This window comes from Gramella sp. MT6 (assembly GCF_019357415.1).
Lineage (GTDB): Bacteria > Bacteroidota > Bacteroidia > Flavobacteriales > Flavobacteriaceae > Christiangramia.
This window is the reverse complement of record NZ_CP048410.1, coordinates 3,668,628-3,684,711: the sequence shown is the minus strand read 5'-3', so window position 1 is coordinate 3,684,711 and position 16,084 is coordinate 3,668,628. Positions and strand designations below refer to the sequence as shown.

The 16,084-nt window shown below is 38.5% G+C and carries 16 protein-coding genes; 4 read left to right on the top strand and 12 right to left on the bottom strand.

Annotated features, from left to right (window positions below):
• Positions 1 to 82 precede the first annotated feature (82 nt).
• From G3I01_RS16705 to G3I01_RS16680, 6 genes are all read right to left on the bottom strand, one after another.
• Positions 83 to 1,468 carry an FAD-binding protein gene (locus G3I01_RS16705; protein ID WP_257710661.1) on the bottom strand — a complete coding sequence of 462 codons (1,386 nt, stop codon included), beginning with the start codon at positions 1,466 to 1,468 and terminating at the stop codon, positions 83 to 85.
• A 162-nt stretch (positions 1,469 to 1,630) separates the two neighbouring features.
• Positions 1,631 to 2,212 (bottom strand): 2'-5' RNA ligase family protein, encoded by a 582-nt coding sequence (locus tag G3I01_RS16700; protein ID WP_219549837.1) that lies wholly within the window; start codon positions 2,210 to 2,212, stop codon positions 1,631 to 1,633.
• Positions 2,213 to 2,221: 9 nt separating this feature from the next.
• Positions 2,222 to 2,998, bottom strand: a complete 777-nt coding sequence (locus G3I01_RS16695) for a cyclase family protein (RefSeq protein WP_219549835.1) — start codon at positions 2,996 to 2,998, stop codon at positions 2,222 to 2,224.
• A gap of 29 nt (positions 2,999 to 3,027) precedes the next feature.
• Positions 3,028 to 3,912, bottom strand: a complete 885-nt coding sequence (locus tag G3I01_RS16690; RefSeq protein ID WP_219549833.1) for a CHAD domain-containing protein — start codon at positions 3,910 to 3,912, stop codon at positions 3,028 to 3,030.
• A 146-nt stretch (positions 3,913 to 4,058) separates the two neighbouring features.
• Entirely contained in the window at positions 4,059 to 5,294 is a 1,236-nt protein-coding gene (gene lysA / locus G3I01_RS16685) for a diaminopimelate decarboxylase (RefSeq protein ID WP_219549831.1), read from the bottom strand.
• Between the two features lie 104 nt (positions 5,295 to 5,398).
• Positions 5,399 to 6,574 carry an MFS transporter gene (locus G3I01_RS16680; protein WP_219549829.1) on the bottom strand — a complete coding sequence of 392 codons (1,176 nt, stop codon included), beginning with the start codon at positions 6,572 to 6,574 and terminating at the stop codon, positions 5,399 to 5,401.
• Positions 6,575 to 6,800: 226 nt separating this feature from the next.
• Between G3I01_RS16680 and sucC the strand changes: the two genes are divergently transcribed.
• Positions 6,801 to 7,994 (top strand): ADP-forming succinate--CoA ligase subunit beta, encoded by a 1,194-nt coding sequence (sucC, locus tag G3I01_RS16675; protein WP_219549827.1) that lies wholly within the window; start codon positions 6,801 to 6,803, stop codon positions 7,992 to 7,994.
• A 176-nt stretch (positions 7,995 to 8,170) separates the two neighbouring features.
• Positions 8,171 to 8,395 (top strand): hypothetical protein, encoded by a 225-nt coding sequence (locus G3I01_RS16670; protein ID WP_219549825.1) that lies wholly within the window; start codon positions 8,171 to 8,173, stop codon positions 8,393 to 8,395.
• Positions 8,396 to 8,694: 299 nt separating this feature from the next.
• Here G3I01_RS16670 and G3I01_RS16665 read toward each other — a convergent pair whose 3' ends face one another.
• Positions 8,695 to 9,495 carry an MBL fold metallo-hydrolase gene (locus G3I01_RS16665; protein ID WP_219549823.1) on the bottom strand — a complete coding sequence of 267 codons (801 nt, stop codon included), beginning with the start codon at positions 9,493 to 9,495 and terminating at the stop codon, positions 8,695 to 8,697.
• Positions 9,496 to 9,556: 61 nt separating this feature from the next.
• Positions 9,557 to 10,015, bottom strand: a complete 459-nt coding sequence (locus tag G3I01_RS16660; RefSeq protein WP_219549821.1) for a GNAT family N-acetyltransferase — start codon at positions 10,013 to 10,015, stop codon at positions 9,557 to 9,559.
• A 105-nt stretch (positions 10,016 to 10,120) separates the two neighbouring features.
• Here G3I01_RS16660 and treF point away from each other — a divergent pair, with 105 nt between their 5' ends.
• Together treF and G3I01_RS16650 are read left to right on the top strand one after the other, a co-directional pair.
• A complete protein-coding gene (treF, locus tag G3I01_RS16655) occupies positions 10,121 to 11,746 on the top strand; it encodes an alpha,alpha-trehalase TreF (protein WP_219549819.1) in 1,626 nt (541 codons plus the stop codon).
• Positions 11,747 to 11,749: 3 nt separating this feature from the next.
• Positions 11,750 to 12,118 (top strand): DUF1622 domain-containing protein, encoded by a 369-nt coding sequence (locus tag G3I01_RS16650; protein ID WP_257710660.1) that lies wholly within the window; start codon positions 11,750 to 11,752, stop codon positions 12,116 to 12,118.
• A 3-nt stretch (positions 12,119 to 12,121) separates the two neighbouring features.
• Here the strand turns inward: G3I01_RS16650 and G3I01_RS16645 are convergent, their stop codons facing one another.
• The 4 genes from G3I01_RS16645 to G3I01_RS16630 all read right to left on the bottom strand — a co-directional run bounded on the left by G3I01_RS16645 (position 12,122) and on the right by G3I01_RS16630 (position 15,967).
• Positions 12,122 to 13,114, bottom strand: a complete 993-nt coding sequence (locus G3I01_RS16645; protein WP_219549817.1) for a formimidoylglutamase — start codon at positions 13,112 to 13,114, stop codon at positions 12,122 to 12,124.
• 1 nt (position 13,115) lies between these two features.
• Positions 13,116 to 14,351, bottom strand: a complete 1,236-nt coding sequence (hutI, locus tag G3I01_RS16640; RefSeq protein WP_219549815.1) for an imidazolonepropionase — start codon at positions 14,349 to 14,351, stop codon at positions 13,116 to 13,118.
• 190 nt (positions 14,352 to 14,541) lie between these two features.
• Positions 14,542 to 14,919, bottom strand: coding sequence for a PH domain-containing protein (locus G3I01_RS16635; protein ID WP_219549813.1), 378 nt, complete (start codon positions 14,917 to 14,919; stop codon positions 14,542 to 14,544).
• A 1-nt stretch (position 14,920) separates the two neighbouring features.
• Positions 14,921 to 15,967 carry an NAD(P)-dependent alcohol dehydrogenase gene (locus G3I01_RS16630; protein ID WP_219549811.1) on the bottom strand — a complete coding sequence of 349 codons (1,047 nt, stop codon included), beginning with the start codon at positions 15,965 to 15,967 and terminating at the stop codon, positions 14,921 to 14,923.
• Positions 15,968 to 16,084: the final 117 nt, after the last annotated feature.

The window sequence follows — 16,084 nt, the reverse complement described above, 5'->3', positions numbered from 1 at the left end:
GTTTTTATTGCCGCAGAATTTGGCTTTATTAATGTAATATTTTTTAAACTCCCTCTGGTTTATGCCAAAGGGAGTTAAAATATTAGGCTTTAGGTTGAATGTTCTGATTGACCCTAAAAAAATTATCGGGATCGTATTTTGTTTTTATTTCTCTCAACCTGTCATAGTTGTTTCTGAAAGAGGCTTTGACCCTTTCCTGACCTTCTTCCATCATAAAATTGGAGTAAGATCCTCCCATTGAGAATGGATGCAGCGCATTCCAGTATTCCTTACACCAATCTGTAATGATCTCGGCATTTTCGGGATCAGGGTCAACTCCAACGAATACTCCGGCATATTTTGCATCTCGATAGGCCCAAGCGGTATCTTCAGAAGAAATCCGTCCTGCAGCCCCGCTTATTGGATACAGATGCATTTGAGACAGGCTGGTAGGGATTCGAGATCCATATTCTTTATGCAGCTTAGAAGCTTCCGCCGGAATTTCACTAAAAAAATCACCTCGCCAGTACCACTGCAAACCTGGAGGCATTATACCATCAAAAAGCGTTTGAATAGCGGGATAAGGCATCTCTCCAATATGTTCAAAAATAGGTTCCAGGTCGCGGGCAGGTTTAATTAAATCATCAAATTTATCTGGATCTCCTGTGTAGCACCAAATGATTCCGCAGAATTTCTTTTTATGAAGGAAATCTGGGAACGGATCGCCGGGAATAACCATTGTTGCAATAAAGCCGTTGAGGTCATCTGGTTGCTGGTGAATGAAACCGTCATACCATTTCATGATCTCTTCTGTTCGTTCTATCGGCCACAAAGTTGGGCCGCCAATAACTGTTTTTAATTTGTGGGCCTGGAAAAGAAAGGATGTTACTATTCCAAAATTTCCACCACCTCCTCTAACAGCCCAGAATAGATCTTCATTCTGACTTTTATTTGCGCTCACAATACTGCCATCTGCCAGCACCATATCTACTTCAAGTAGATTGTCAATTGTTAGACCGAATTTTCGGGATAAATAACCTACTCCGCCTCCAAGTGTAAGGCCACCAACCCCTGTAGTTGAAATAACTCCAGCGGGAACAACCAGCCCATAGACATGGGTTGCATGGTCAACCTCGCCCCAAAGATTACCACCCCCTACCCGAACAGTATTATTGGAGGTGTCTACCCTAACATTTTTAAGTAGGGAAAGATCAATTACGAGACCTTCGTCACATAGTCCAAGGCCACCGCCGTTATGGCCACCACCGCGAACAGCAGTAAGAATATTATTTTCTCTTCCAAAATTTACAGCCGTAACCACATCTGCCACGTCAACGCATTTTGCGATCATCGCTGGTTTCTTGCTGATCATGGCATTGTAGATCTTGCGCGAATCTTCATAATTCACATCACCTTCGAGGATCAGTTCTCCCCGAAGAGAATTTCGAAGTTCTTCAACTTTCGTGTTTTCCATTTTAAGCGTACTCATAAGGTTTGATTTTGAAGTATTTGAATTAGATATTAAAATGGGGGGTAATTTCCTGGTTGTACAGGTTATAGGGGGTGAAGCGAAGCAGAAATATGAATGTTAAGGTGATCTCTTGGTTAGATCATACGGGTATGCAAAGTTACTCAAATATGGGTTAAGTGGTTAAAAATCAGTACCTAAAAGTTGTTGTTCGGCAAAAGAAAAAACTTTTAGCAGATCCCAGTTTTCTCCGTTATGTTTAAAAAGATAAATATCCTGAACACTAAAAGAAGCCGAATATGACTTGTCTTTAAAATCTTCCCAGATTTCAGGGAAATGACTTCTTTTTAGATCACGAGTGGCTATGGTAATATGAGGATGAATCTTTGCAGAGATCTCATGGCTTTTCAGGTCTAGAAATCCAAGCATCATTTCTTGCAGGTCTTTATGGATCTGAGCAAATGGTTGATGCTCCTGAATTTTTATAAAGATGACATTCTTTGCAAATCTTCCAAAGCCATCAATTTTGGTATTCCATGAATGACGATGAGCAGAGAATTCTCTTAATTTTTTGAAAAGATTTTTTTCCTTGCTTTGATGCATCCGGAAAGGGATCTGGATGGTAATATGAGCTGGCAGTTTTAAAGCATGCTTAATGCCATAATTATTTTTGATCTCCTTTTTTATTAATTCTACTTCTTTCCTGATTTTTTCAGGAGGCATGAGGGTAATAAAGTAAAGTGGATCTTTTGTTGGTACAGGCATTGGGTAAAGTTACTTAATCGCAATGATCCTCAAGGGTCCGCCGCTTCCTCCTTGAATTTTCATAGGCAAAGCAATAATTTGAAATCCTCTCGCCGGCAGCAATTCCAGATTTGCAACGTTCTCAAATGCCGGAACATTCTGGGTCATTAAGGCCACATGAGTAGCAAAATCTGTTGATTGTCCGTAATCTATACTTGCAGTATCAAGACCCACAGCTTTAATATTCCTGTTGGTTATTAACCATTTTGCAGCTTCCGGAGAAAGGCCTGGGAAGTGGAGTTCTTTGATGGCATCGGAACCACGTTCGTCTGTACCAAGATATTTTTTTGCATCAGGATAATATTTTCCAAATCCAGTTTGAAGTAGAACGATACTCTGCTGAGGTATTTCCGAATTTTCACGTTCCCAGGCTTGAAGATCTTCTACACTTATTAGATAATCAGGATTCTCTGAAGCCTTGCTGGAAACATCGATCTTAACGCCCTCACCAATCAAATTTTTCAGAGGAATAAGATCTACGGTCTGTTTATTTTCGGCAAAATGGATGGGTGCATCTATATGTGTTCCTCCATGTTCTGCAGTAGAAAAGTTATTGGCAGAATAATAGAAACCGTTTTCTGTCTTGCCTTTCGCCACTTCTTCAAGCTGAAATTCTTTTGCGGTAACCCAATAAACACTTTCCCTGGAAAAAGCATGGGTAAGATCTATGATCTCGCCCTGGATTTCCTGACCGAAAGTAAAAGATGTTACCAGGAAGAGAATAAGATACTTTAGATTTTTCATCATTATGGAATTAAGACCTTTAAATTAAGTAATCAATTCCAATTTATCTCGGTATAGGAACCAATCCTTTTCGTGAATTCTTCAGGAGTTTCTACATAGATCAGTTCACCTTTGGTTTTCGCTTCAGTCCTTAATATATTACTGTACCTTTCAATTATCGCATTCATCAATTCCAGGTGTTGAGGATCTTTCAACTTTATATCTTCCGAATTCAATTTCTTTTTTAAGACCATGAGGTCATGATCATTACCAAGGTAATCTGCCAACTGATGGATCTCTGCTTCCAGAGTTTCAAAAAATTGTGGCCAGGTTTCCTGAAGTAACAGTGTTTGGTACCACAGGTATTTCACTCTTTTTCTCCATTCATGAAAATTTTCCGTCTTAGGATCCTTGTAGGACTTATTTAATCCTTTCTGCCCACGTTTATAAACCCGTTGGATACCCGGAAGAATTACTTGTATTTCGTTTGAGTTTACCGGCCATTTTACAAGATCATCCTGGGCATATTTCAATTTTTCAGGGAGGTATTCTGAAAAGAAATTCTTAGCTCTAAGCTCCTTTTCCATATGGTCACGTTCTTTATCCAGTTGGGTGATTATTGGATTGAAAAAATTCACATAGAGGTAACTGCCATACCTTTCTTCCAGGACATTCAATGTTTCTATATGAGCGGTAAGGTCCCGGAAGTCTGAAATTTCCCGTCCCAGATCCCTAAAGTAAATATTTATCTCCTTGTAATTTTCTTCTCCCATTTCGTCCCGAACCAGTCTGGCCAGAGCACGTAGTTTTTTTAACCTTTTCCTGATATCGTGGACAGCCTCGTGAATATTTAAGGTCTCAAGGGAAATAAAGCAACCTTCTAATTCTTCAGCCGCTATAACGCTAATATTTTTTGGTAAAGATAGCTCTCTATTCAATTGGTAACTCATTTTGATCTTTTCAATTAAGATACTCAATTGGACTAACAGAGAGGGTTAGAGAATTATTAAAAATTGAATTTTATAAAATATGTTTAGTGATCAAAATCCTAATAAAAAAAGCAGCCAACAGGCTGCTTTAATATTTAGTCTTTATCTGCTAGTTCCTTGGGAGAAGTATCAAAGTTCATTTCTACCTGATGCCTGGTAAGGTCCTCAAAAGTTTCACGTTTTCTAATTAGATGTGCTTTGCCTTTATACCAAAGGACTTCTGGTGGGCGAAATCTTGAATTGAAATTACTGGCCATTGAAAAGCAATAGGCCCCGGCATTACTAAAACTTAATATATCTCCTTCACGAATTTCAGAGATCCTGCGGTTATTGGCGAATGTATCGGTTTCACAAATATATCCTACAACACTATAAAACCTTGGCTTAGCACCTGGATTAGAAATATTGGTGATCTCATGATGAGAACCATAGAACATAGGTCTTATTAAATGATTGAACCCAGAATCTATTCCTGCAAAAACCGTTGATGTGGTTTGTTTGATAACATTCACCCTGGCCAGGAATTTTCCAGATTCGCTAACCAGATATTTACCTGGTTCAAAAGCAAGGGTAAGTTCCCTGCCGTACTCTTTACAAAAATTATTAAACCTCTCGGTTAGTTGTGCTCCAAGATCTTCAATATCCGTTTCTATATCTCCTTCACGATAGGGTACTTTAAAACCACTTCCAAAATCGATGAATTCAAGTTCTTTAAAGTGCCTTGCGGCTTCAAAAAGAATTTCTGAAGCATGCAGAAAAACGCCAATATCAAGAATATCGCTACCGGTATGCATATGAATTCCATTAATATGCATCCCTGTATTTTCCACGATCCTTAAAAGGTGTGGCATCTGGTGGATACTAATGCCAAATTTTGAGTCTATATGCCCAACAGAGATCTTGGAATTTCCACCTGCCATCACGTGAGGGTTAATCCGGATACATACCGGGATCTCCGGGTGACGGGTCCCAAACTGTTCGAGGATAGAAAGATTATCAATATTTATCTGGGCTCCTAATGCTACAACCTCCTCGATCTCTTCGAGAGAAACTCCATTAGGTGTATAAATGATATTAGCAGGATCTACCCCGGCCTTTATCCCTAACTCTACTTCCTGAACCGAAACTGTATCCAGTCCGCAACCTAGAGAATTCAATAATTTAAGTATAGAAATATTCGAAAGCGCCTTCACGGCATAGTGAATTCTAAGGTTGTCAACTTTAAAAGCATTGGTAAGTCGTTTATACTGAGAAATGATCTTATCAGCATCATAAACATAAACAGGGCTTCCAAATTTTTCGGCAACCGATAGTAATTCGTTTTGTGTCATCTTCTAAAAATTTAGCGCAAAAATATATTTCTTAACCTTTGCCAGATAAGGTGTATACCAAATATAACCGATTTTTATAATTTGTTATTTTCGAAATTGAAAAATTAAGTGTTGCTCATCTCTAACTGAACAGATCGTTGTTTTCTAAGAAGAACAACACCTACACCAATAAGAATGCCTATTCCAGCCATAGCGGCGCCAACATATTGTGCTGAAACTATTCCGTATCCATAGGCTATTGGTAATCCGGCAAGGTAAGCTCCACTGGCATTTCCCATATTAAAAGCACTCTGATTTAAAGAGGAGCCTAACATTTCAGATCCTTTGGCAGATTTGATTACTGCCATCTGAATTGGGGTCGCGATACAAAACGCGATCACCGGAAGAATAAAGGTCATGATCAAAACTCCGATCTTGTCATATGCCAGAAACGTATTTGATAAAAGGGCGGTAACCATTAAAATGAGTGCAATGATAACGGCATAGATAGGGCTGAACATTTCTGCCAGTTTTGCACCAAGGAAATTACCCACAACCATTCCCAGACCAGCCAGGATCATGGCATAACTAACAATATTCTCACTATGCCCAGCCACATCTGTGATCAAGGGCGCGATGTAACTATACCAGGCAAAGAATCCACCTGTACCAATTGTGGTTAGCAGAATGATCATCCATAATTCTGCTTTTTTTAGCACTTTCAGATCTTTTCTAAATCCATTGGATTTAGATTTTGGTAATTCGGGCATCCAGAATTTAATGCTCAGAACGGCCATTATTCCTACAACTCCTACCGCCAGGAAGGAAACTCCCCAGTTGAAATTCTGGCCCAGCCAGGTTCCCAGGGGAACTCCAATGACATTTGCTACCGTAAGTCCTGTAAACATAATTGCAATGGCCTGTGCGTCCTTACCCGGTTTGGCAAGTTTCCCTGCGACCACGGCTCCAATTCCGAAGAAAGCGCCGTGTGGCAATCCAGATAAGAACCTCGAGATCATCAGTAATATATAAGAATTTGAAAAGGCTGAAAGGGTATTAAATACCGTAAACCAGATCATAAGAAAAAGTAAAACCCTGTGTGCTGGCCATTTATTTCCGAAGGCCGTGAGCAAAGGTGCTCCCACCACAACTCCCAGTGCGTAGGCAGAAATAAAGTGGCCTGCCTGTGGAATCGAAATGCCTAGTGAACCTGCAACTTCTGGCAAAATACCCATTATAACGAATTCTGTCATCCCAATTCCAAAACCTCCTATCGCTAATGCTAATAATGCCTTTCTCATACTGCAAAAATTAAACAGCTAATTTACAGGAGAATAAAACTTCATGACAGGAAAAATCGAATTTTCTACGATAACCTTTTCGCTGATTCGCATAAAATTGGAAAGCCTTGAGTACTATCGGAATTACCTGAACTGATAAGCGTTAAGATGCTCAAAAAAGATTGGTACAATAGTATGTATTTGTTACTTTTGCCTTCCGTAATTAATACAGAAGAAATAGCTGATTATGAATATACACGAATATCAAGGAAAAGAGATTTTAAGCAGCTTCAGAGTTCGCATACAACGTGGGACCGTTGCAAGAAACGCCAAAGAAGCAGTAGATGCTGCAAAAGAACTAACCGAGAAAACGGGAACTGGATGGCATGTGATCAAAGCACAGGTACACGCCGGTGGACGTGGTAAAGGTGGTGGGGTGAAGCTTGCCAAAAACCTTAAAGAGGTTGAAGAGATCGCAGGTGACATCATCGGGATGAATCTTGTAACTCCTCAAACTTCTGCAGAAGGGAAAAAAGTACATCAGGTACTTGTTGCTGAAGATGTATACTATCCGGGAGATAACGAACCTGAAGAATATTATATGTCTGTATTGCTTAACCGTGCGACCGGTCGTAATATGATCATGTATTCTACTGAAGGTGGTATGGATATCGAAACAGTAGCTGAAGAAACTCCAGATCTTATATTCACTGAAGAAATTGATCCGGCTACAGGTCTTCTAGGATTCCAGGCGCGTAGAATTGCTTTCAATCTTGGACTTAATGGAAAAGCTTTTAAAGAAATGACCAAATTCGTAATGTCTCTTTATGAAGCATTCGAAAAGTCTGATTCTTCTTTATTTGAGATCAACCCGGTATTGAAAACCAGTGATGATCTTATCATGGCGGTAGATGCTAAGGTAACTTTAGATGACAATGCATTATTCCGTCACAAGGATTATGCAGAGATGCGCGATATTCGTGAAGAAAATCCAACTGAGGTTGAAGCAAGAGAAGTGGGACTTAATTACGTAGATCTTGACGGTAATGTTGGATGTATGGTAAATGGTGCTGGTCTTGCTATGGCAACTATGGACCTTATTAAGCAGGCCGGTGGAGAACCAGCTAACTTCCTTGATGTTGGAGGTACTGCCGATGCGAAAAGAGTGGAAGAAGCTTTCAGGCTGATCCTTAAGGATGATAAAGTAGAGGCGATCCTGGTAAATATCTTTGGAGGTATTGTTAGATGTGACCGTGTTGCACAGGGAATCGTTGATGCATCCAAAAATATGGGAGATGCGATGAATGTGCCAATCATTGTTCGTCTGCAGGGTACAAATGCAGATATTGCAAAAGAACTTATAGATAATAGTGGATTGAAAGTGTATAGCGCTATTCAATTCCAGGAAGCTGCAGATAAAGTACAGGAAGTACTTTCTTAAAAAGCTGATATATTGAAATTAAAAGCCCTGCGCATTGCGCAGGGCTTTTTTTTTGATCCCTGGAAGATCATCGAAAATTTGATATTATGTTCAATATCAAAATGTTAAAAATTAAAATAAACTGTAACGATTAAATTCTAGAGTCGTCTTTTAAATAGAACCACTAAGTTAATATTATGAAAAAGGTCCAGTTTTTTCTCTTCGCAATCATCCTTGTTGCCATCGCAGCAAAAGTTAACACAACTCCTGAAGTGAGGATTGATTATGCCGCTCTTTCAACAGATACTAAATTGGAGCATGTGGAACAGTTCTTTAAATATAAAGTGAATAATTTTCCACAGGAAAATTCATACCGGGTTAAAAGCTGTATGATCCAGACTGCAGTTTGCTGTCATACTTAATAGGGGGACATTCATCAATCAAAAAACCTAAACTGAATCATATCGTCCATCAATGAAGGGAAATCAGAATTCAATAAAATTAAAATTGGAATATTTTAAAACAATCTGATAATTAATAGATTACATTGAATAAATTTTGTTAAATTTAAATTGATAATCAGTCACTTTGATATAGTTTATCAAAATATTCCAAGTCATCTCCTAAACGTCATTTGCGTTGAAATACTGTTAAATTTGAATTAGCCAAAATAGAATTTTACATAATCAACCTTCGCAAAAGTATTAAGGAGATGGCTTTTTTATTTCTGAGGATACCATTCCAAAAACTCAACTTCTATATTTGAATTTCCTTTATTAACTAATTCCTTGAATTTATCAATATCAGAATACCCATCCTTTCCACGATAATGATATGGAATTACTTTCTTAGGCTGAAAAGCAAGTACACCATCTGCGGCCTGGTCTACCGGCATGGTGTAAGGTAAGTTCATAGAAACAAGAGCTACATCTATATCTTTTAGATCTCTCATTTCAGGAATATCTTCAGTATCGCCAGAAATATAAAGGCGTTCCCCATCCTTTTCTAGTACATAACCATTTCCCCGGCCTTTCACATGCATGGCATCTTTTGTTTGAGGAAGATTATACATTGGAATCGCTTTTATGCTAAAACCGTTATGCTCTAAAATCTCACCATTGTTCATAACAATAAGATTAGACTGCAGGTCTTCAGGTAATTTTTCCTGAACCGATTTCGGAACTATGATCTTCGTATCTCCTAGTTCCAAAGCCATGATCGTTTCAGCGTTCATGTGATCTCCATGGATATCTGTGATAAGGATAAAGTCTGGCTCAGGCATTCCTTCGAATGCTTCAGCACCTCCTACTGGATCTGTATAGAAAACAGCGTCCCCCCAATTAAAAACCGCTGTGGCGTGGGAAATAGGGGTGATCTCAATATTAGAAGAATCTGCCTGCATTTCTGATCGTGCATCGTTTTGTGCAATATCTGTGCTGACTTCTTCCTCTTGAGATTTAGTTTCATTTTTACATGATGTTAGAATAATTCCAACAGCAATTAGGGTAACTATTTTTCTCATAATTCGCTTTTTCCTAAATGTAAAAAAGGTTGAAACGAGTATTCGCCTAATTAATAAAGTTTTATGATAGGTTTAGTTCCATTTTAATATCACCCCTGGAATAAGGATTGTTCTTCTCAATTGGAATTTCATTAAATCCATACTTTTTATAAAGATGTATGGCATTTTCAAGTTTTCTGTTGGAGTAAATAATTAGTTTATTCCATTCTTTCTCCCTGGCAAAATTCAGGGTATATTTCATTAATTCCTGACCTATTTTCTTTCCCCGATATTCCGGTTTAACAGCCATTTTCGTGAGTTCGAAAATTTTGTTTTCAATCTTCATAAGTGCTACACAGCCAATGACCTTGTCATTATCTTTAATGAAAAAGATATTCCCACCCGGTTCTATAATATATTTTTCAGGATCACCAAGGACGTCTTCATCATGTGGCTCAACCCAGAAGAATTCTTCCAGCCAGTAAACATTCATTTCTTTAAACTCCTTTGAATATTCAGGTTTCCAGGATACTATCTGCATTTATTTAAAATTTTAATGGTAAAATTAATTATTAAATGCTGATTGTAGTGTTCTGGAGGCTTATTCTATTTCCATTATATTTATATTTCAGTTAAATCGACCATCATGAAAATTGACATTCCTTATAAATTAAGTTACCTGCTTATTATTCTGTTTTTTCTTTCCTGCAAAATCGGTCCGGATCCTGAACAGGAAATTGAAAAACTGGAGGAGAAGATCGAAATTCTTCCACCGGTAGACCTATACGGTGATTTGTTTTATGATGTGCAGAAGGGTGAGATCTTTGAGGATAGTAAAACCTTTGTAGATGCAATTCCACAGTATAATGTAGGCCTTATCAGGCAACGTTATAACATGCTTGATGATACAACGAATACGGCAATCTCCGAATTTGTGGAACAACATTTTGAAGTTCCTGGAGATCAACTTGCTTTTGAAGCCGATTCATCTTCAATCAATCAGCATATCACCAAACTTTGGGCTTCGTTAAAGCGTAAAAAAGATGATAGTATTTCGGGTACATTAATTCCGCTTCCCAATCCATACATAGTTCCCGGAGGAAGATTTCGGGAGATCTATTATTGGGATAGTTATTTCACGATGCTCGGTCTTTTAGAAGATGGCGAAGTAGAAACTATCGAAAATATGGTAGATAACTTTGCCTATCTCATAGATGAATATGGTTTTATTCCCAACGGCAATCGTACCTATTATCTAGGAAGATCACAACCGCCATTTTTTGCCATGATGGTAAAAATTCTGGCGGAGGCAAAAGGGGAGAAGGTTCTTAAGACATATTTGCCAGAGTTGGAAAAGGAGTATAATTTCTGGATGAATGGAATTCAAAAACTTGACCAGGAAAACGCCGTCCGTAGAGTGGTGAAAATGCAGGATGGAGAAGTGCTCAACCGTTATTGGGATGATAATGATACACCCAGACCTGAAAGTTACAGGGAAGATATTGAGACTGCTAAAATTACGGTTTCTAAAAATCCGGAGCTTTCCAAAGAAGAGATCTACAGAAATTTACGTGCGGGAGCAGAATCTGGATGGGATTTTTCAAGCAGATGGCTGAATAGAAATGCAGAGGGAGAATTTGATCTTTCCACCATACATACCACAGATATTATTCCTGTAGATCTAAATTCATTACTCTATAACCTGGAAATGACCATTGCTGAAACTTATGAAATTAACGACGATAAAGAGGCTTCTGAAGAGTATAGACTTAAAGCTGAGAATAGAAAAAAAGCGATACTCAAATATTGCTGGAGCGAAACTGAAGGTTTTTTTATGGATTATAACTTTAAAAGAAATGAGCAAACCGGGCGATTATCCCTTGCCGGTGTCTATCCATTATTTTTTGAAATAGCTACAGACCCTCAGGCTAATGAGGTTAGAAAGAAAATTAATGAAGTCTTTTTGAAGCCAGGTGGAGTGGTAACTTCCCCTTATAATACCGGGGAACAATGGGATGCACCCAATGGTTGGGCTCCTTTGCAGTGGTTAACTATTAAAGGTCTCGAGAATTATGGTTTTACCGAATTGGCAGGAGAAATTAGTTCAAGATGGCTGGATCTAAATCGCAAGGTTTACCAGGACACCTATAAAATGCTTGAAAAATATAATGTTGAAGATCTTTCTAAAAAAAGTGGAGGAGGAGAATATCCTACACAGGATGGATTTGGATGGACGAATGGTGTTTATCAAAAACTATCTTCAGAAAATTAATTTATGGAAACCATAGCATTGTATATTGAATATATCGCTAGAATAATTGAAGTTGCAGGAGTTCTAACAATTCTAATAGGGACTATTCTTTCTGTTGGGAAATTTATCTTTTCGAGGCAAAATGGAAATAAAAGGTCTTATAAGCTATTGCGACAGGAATTAGGAAAGGGTATCTTATTAGGCCTTGAGATCTTGGTGGCCGCAGATATTATCGCAACTGTAGTCACCGAACCTACAATGGATAAAGTCTTAACCCTGGGGGTTATAGTAATAATAAGAACATTTCTAAGCCTGTCTATAGAATTAGAAATTGAAGGCAGATTCCCCTGGCAGCGAAAATCTTCTGAAAACAGGCTTGATCAGAATTCATAATCATTAACGTATAAAATCTGATATAAAATATGAAAGCGCTTTTCCTACCTGTGCGGCATTGTCTTCATCTGGAGCTGCTTCACATAAATGGAAATAGCAGCAGTTCTCATCTTTTGAAACCAGCCTTATAAAATTTCTCACCTGGTCTACACTAAAACCTGATGGGGATTTCGCACTACTGGGAAAATCTGCAAGAGCATCGCAATCCAGTTCAAAACCAAAAGGAGAATTATTAATTCCTTGAAGCATTTGCTGGAAATCACCAGAGTTATTTCCCGGTTCTTCCGAAAGATCTTCCAGTAATTTGAAATTCATGTTTGGAGATGCCTCCATCCCTTTGAAAATATATTCAGGAGTATAATTTTTATGTAACCCAAAAACGGAATATTTGTTCAAATACTGACCTTCGATGGCGTAGCTGAAACCATTTCCACTGTGCCTATGTTCCAGCTGTCTAAGGTCTGTATGCGCGTCGATATTCAAAACATTCAGAGGCTTTTTTAAGGCTTTTGCAGCACCTTTGATGTTCCCATAGGCGTTATTATGTCCACCTCCTATGATAATTGGAGTCTTTCCTGTGGCAACAATCTTTTCAATAATTTCAGAAACCAGCTGATCTGTTTGTTTTACGAGGTCTCCAAGCTTTGCGTGATAATTGGGATCTGACTCATCTATAAAAGAAGCCTTTTTCATAAGCTCGGTACAATCCACCTCTCCCAGAAGAATTAAATTTTCGGGATCATTGAATCTGTTTACCTGAATATTAACCAGTGAGCTTAGAGCCGTTTTCCATGCTCTCGAAGTTCCCGGTTTGCCAAAATTTGCTCGAACGCCAATATCTTCAGGAATTCCTAATAGAACGTATTTCGCTTTGTGAGTTTCTAATTCTTCGAGATTAGCAACAAATTGTAGTTTTTCTCCAAATTTTTCCTCTCCTTTTCTTTTGGAAATTAGCTTATCAATGTGCGAGCTTTTATAGAATTTTAATCCAGTCATTTTAGATCATATTACCATTGATGTACACAGATTCTATAGAGTTGGATCCAAAAGCATAAGGCAGGAAAGTATAAGAGGGGATTTCTTTAGTAATGATGAAATTAGCCTTTTTTCCTTTGGTAATACTCCCGTGTGTTTCGCTTAACTCCATGGCGTAAGCACCATTAATGGTTGCAGCATTAATTGCCTCTTCAGGCGTCATTTTCATCTTGATACATGCCAGGCTTACCACCAAATTCATATTTCCGCTTGGGGTACTACCCGGATTAAAATCTGTAGCCAGCGCCAGGGGCAGATCGGCATCCAGAATTCTTCTGGCCGGAGTATAAGGGATACTCAAGAACAGGGAGCAGGAGGGAAGAGCCACCGGCATGGTGTTGGAGCCTTTCAAAACTTCTATATCCTCATCATTCATTACCTCTAAATGGTCTACACTCAGTGCATTGTGATCAACTCCCGCTTTCACACCACCAATCGCGTTGAACTGGTTCACATGGATCTTTGGTTTTAATCCGAATTTTTCGGCAGCACTCAATAGTCTATGGGTGTCTTCCAAAGTAAAATATCCTTTCTCACAAAAAATATCGATGTATTCTGCCAGCTTCTGTTCAGTTACCTTGGGCAGGATCTCATTAATTACAAGATCCATATAGGCATCCGGATCATTTTTATAATCTTTCGGAATCGCATGCGCTCCTAAAAAAGTGGATTTTACGGGCAGATCATAATTCTCTTTTAGTTTTTTGATCACCCTGAGCATTTTAAGTTCTGCTTCTTCGGTAAGACCATAACCAGATTTTATTTCAACTGCTCCGGTCCCTAGTTTCATGACTTCTTCGAGACGTTTTGCCGACTGCTCATAAACTTCATCTTCGGGAGTTTCCTGAAGTGTTTTTGCGCTGTTAAGAATTCCACCTCCGCGATTGGCGATCTCTTCATAGCTTAAGCCGTTGATACGATCTGCAAATTCCAGTTCACGGTTTCCAGCATAAACTATATGCGTATGTGAATCGCACCAGGTAGGCATTACTATCTTTCCGCTAACATCTATTTTTTCATCTGCTTTTATCTCAGGAATACTTTCCATCGAACCATAATCGGCTATTTCGTCATTTTCTATATATAGCCATGCGTTTTTTATGGTTGGAAGTTCCTTCATTTCGCTTCCGGAGACTTTAAGGATATTTTGTTCCCTAACCTGAAGTAATTCCTTGATATTGGTTAGAAGTAAGCTCATATATTTTTGGATTGATCGTTCAACAAATGCTAAAAAACAAAGATATAAACTCAGATCAGAATAAGGTGATCGCTGCGATATCTTTGAATAAGGAAAGCCACGTATTTATTTAAAGAATACGTGGCTTTTAATAATAGTTCCTGAGAAAATCTGATTAAATATCAGATGCTGAACCTGTTTCAGGATTTACTTACAGCGTATATTCAGCTAATATTTTCTGAACTTCATAAATATCTACTTTCTTATTAAAACGCTTGGAAATAGATGGAGTTTGCTCTCCAGAGATCCAGATCTTCAATTCTGCATCCAGATCAAAACTTCCGGCCGTTTCAACACTAAACCGCGTTATACTTTTATATAGAACCGAAAAATATTCGATCTTGCTTCCGGTAATGCCTTGAACATCCACAAGGATAAGGCGTTTATTGGTAAAAATAAAAGTATCGCGAATGATCTTGAATCCGGCTTCGATCTCTTCAGAAGGAATGAGTAGTTTTCCATATTTCTCCTGAAGCTTTTCTTTCTCTATAGCTCCGGCGTTTCCTAAAAGGGATGAAAGTATACTCATATTACTTCTTTAATGATTTCATATCGATCACAAACCTGTATTTCACATCAGAATTAACAACTCTTTCGTAGGCATCATTAATGTTCTGTATATCGATCATTTCAATATCTGAAACTATATCATGTTCCCCACAGAAATCAAGCATTTCCTGAGTTTCTTTAATTCCACCTATCAATGAACCGGCAAGTCTTTTTCTGCCCATGATCAATCCTCCTCCGTGAATATCAACTTCATCAATGGCTCCTACCAGGGTCATGGTAGCATCACGTTTTAATAATCCTACATAAGGGTTTGTATCGTGTCCAACCGGAACTGTATTCAGTATAAAATCGAAAGTTCCCTGGTGCTTCTTCATCTCATCTTCGTCCTTGGAGATCAGAACTTCATCTGCACCTAATCTTTTAGCATCTTCTGCTTTTCCTGGCGAAGTGGTGATCATTACCGTGTGGGCTCCAAGCGCACTTGCAAATTTCACTCCCATATGTCCTAAACCACCAAGACCTACAACACCTACTTTATCTCCTTCTTTTACATTCCACTGTCTTAGAGGAGACCAGGTAGTAATTCCCGCGCAAAGTAAAGGCGCCACTGCTTTGGTATCGAGATTTTCAGGAACTTTAAGTACAAACTTTTCCTTGACCACGATCATTTCAGAATACCCCCCAAAAGTATGACCTCCAAGATGTTTATCCTTACCGTTATAGGTAGCCGTCATTCCATTTTCACAATATTGCTCAAGATCATCCTTACATGACTGGCACTCCTGGCAGGAATCTACCATACACCCCACACCTACAAGATCTCCAACCTTATAGTTTTTCACATCCTTACCAACTTCAGTAACATGGCCAATGATCTCGTGACCTGGTACAACAGGATATTTGCTATTTCCCCAGTCATTTCTAACCTGGTGAATATCACTATGGCAAACTCCACAGTAATCTATTTCGATCTTTACATCATCTGCTAATATTTCTCTTCTTTCTATATCAAATGGTTCCAGATCGGCATCGTTAGATTTCGCCGCATATGCATTTACATTCTTCATTTCGTCAATTTTTTATTTAGATCGAAAGTTACTCAAATTTGAAAGCAACACCTGAGGCGAAGGCTAAGGTTTAACTTTAATTAACTTCTGTCTTATTTCTATTTTCGGAAGGATATT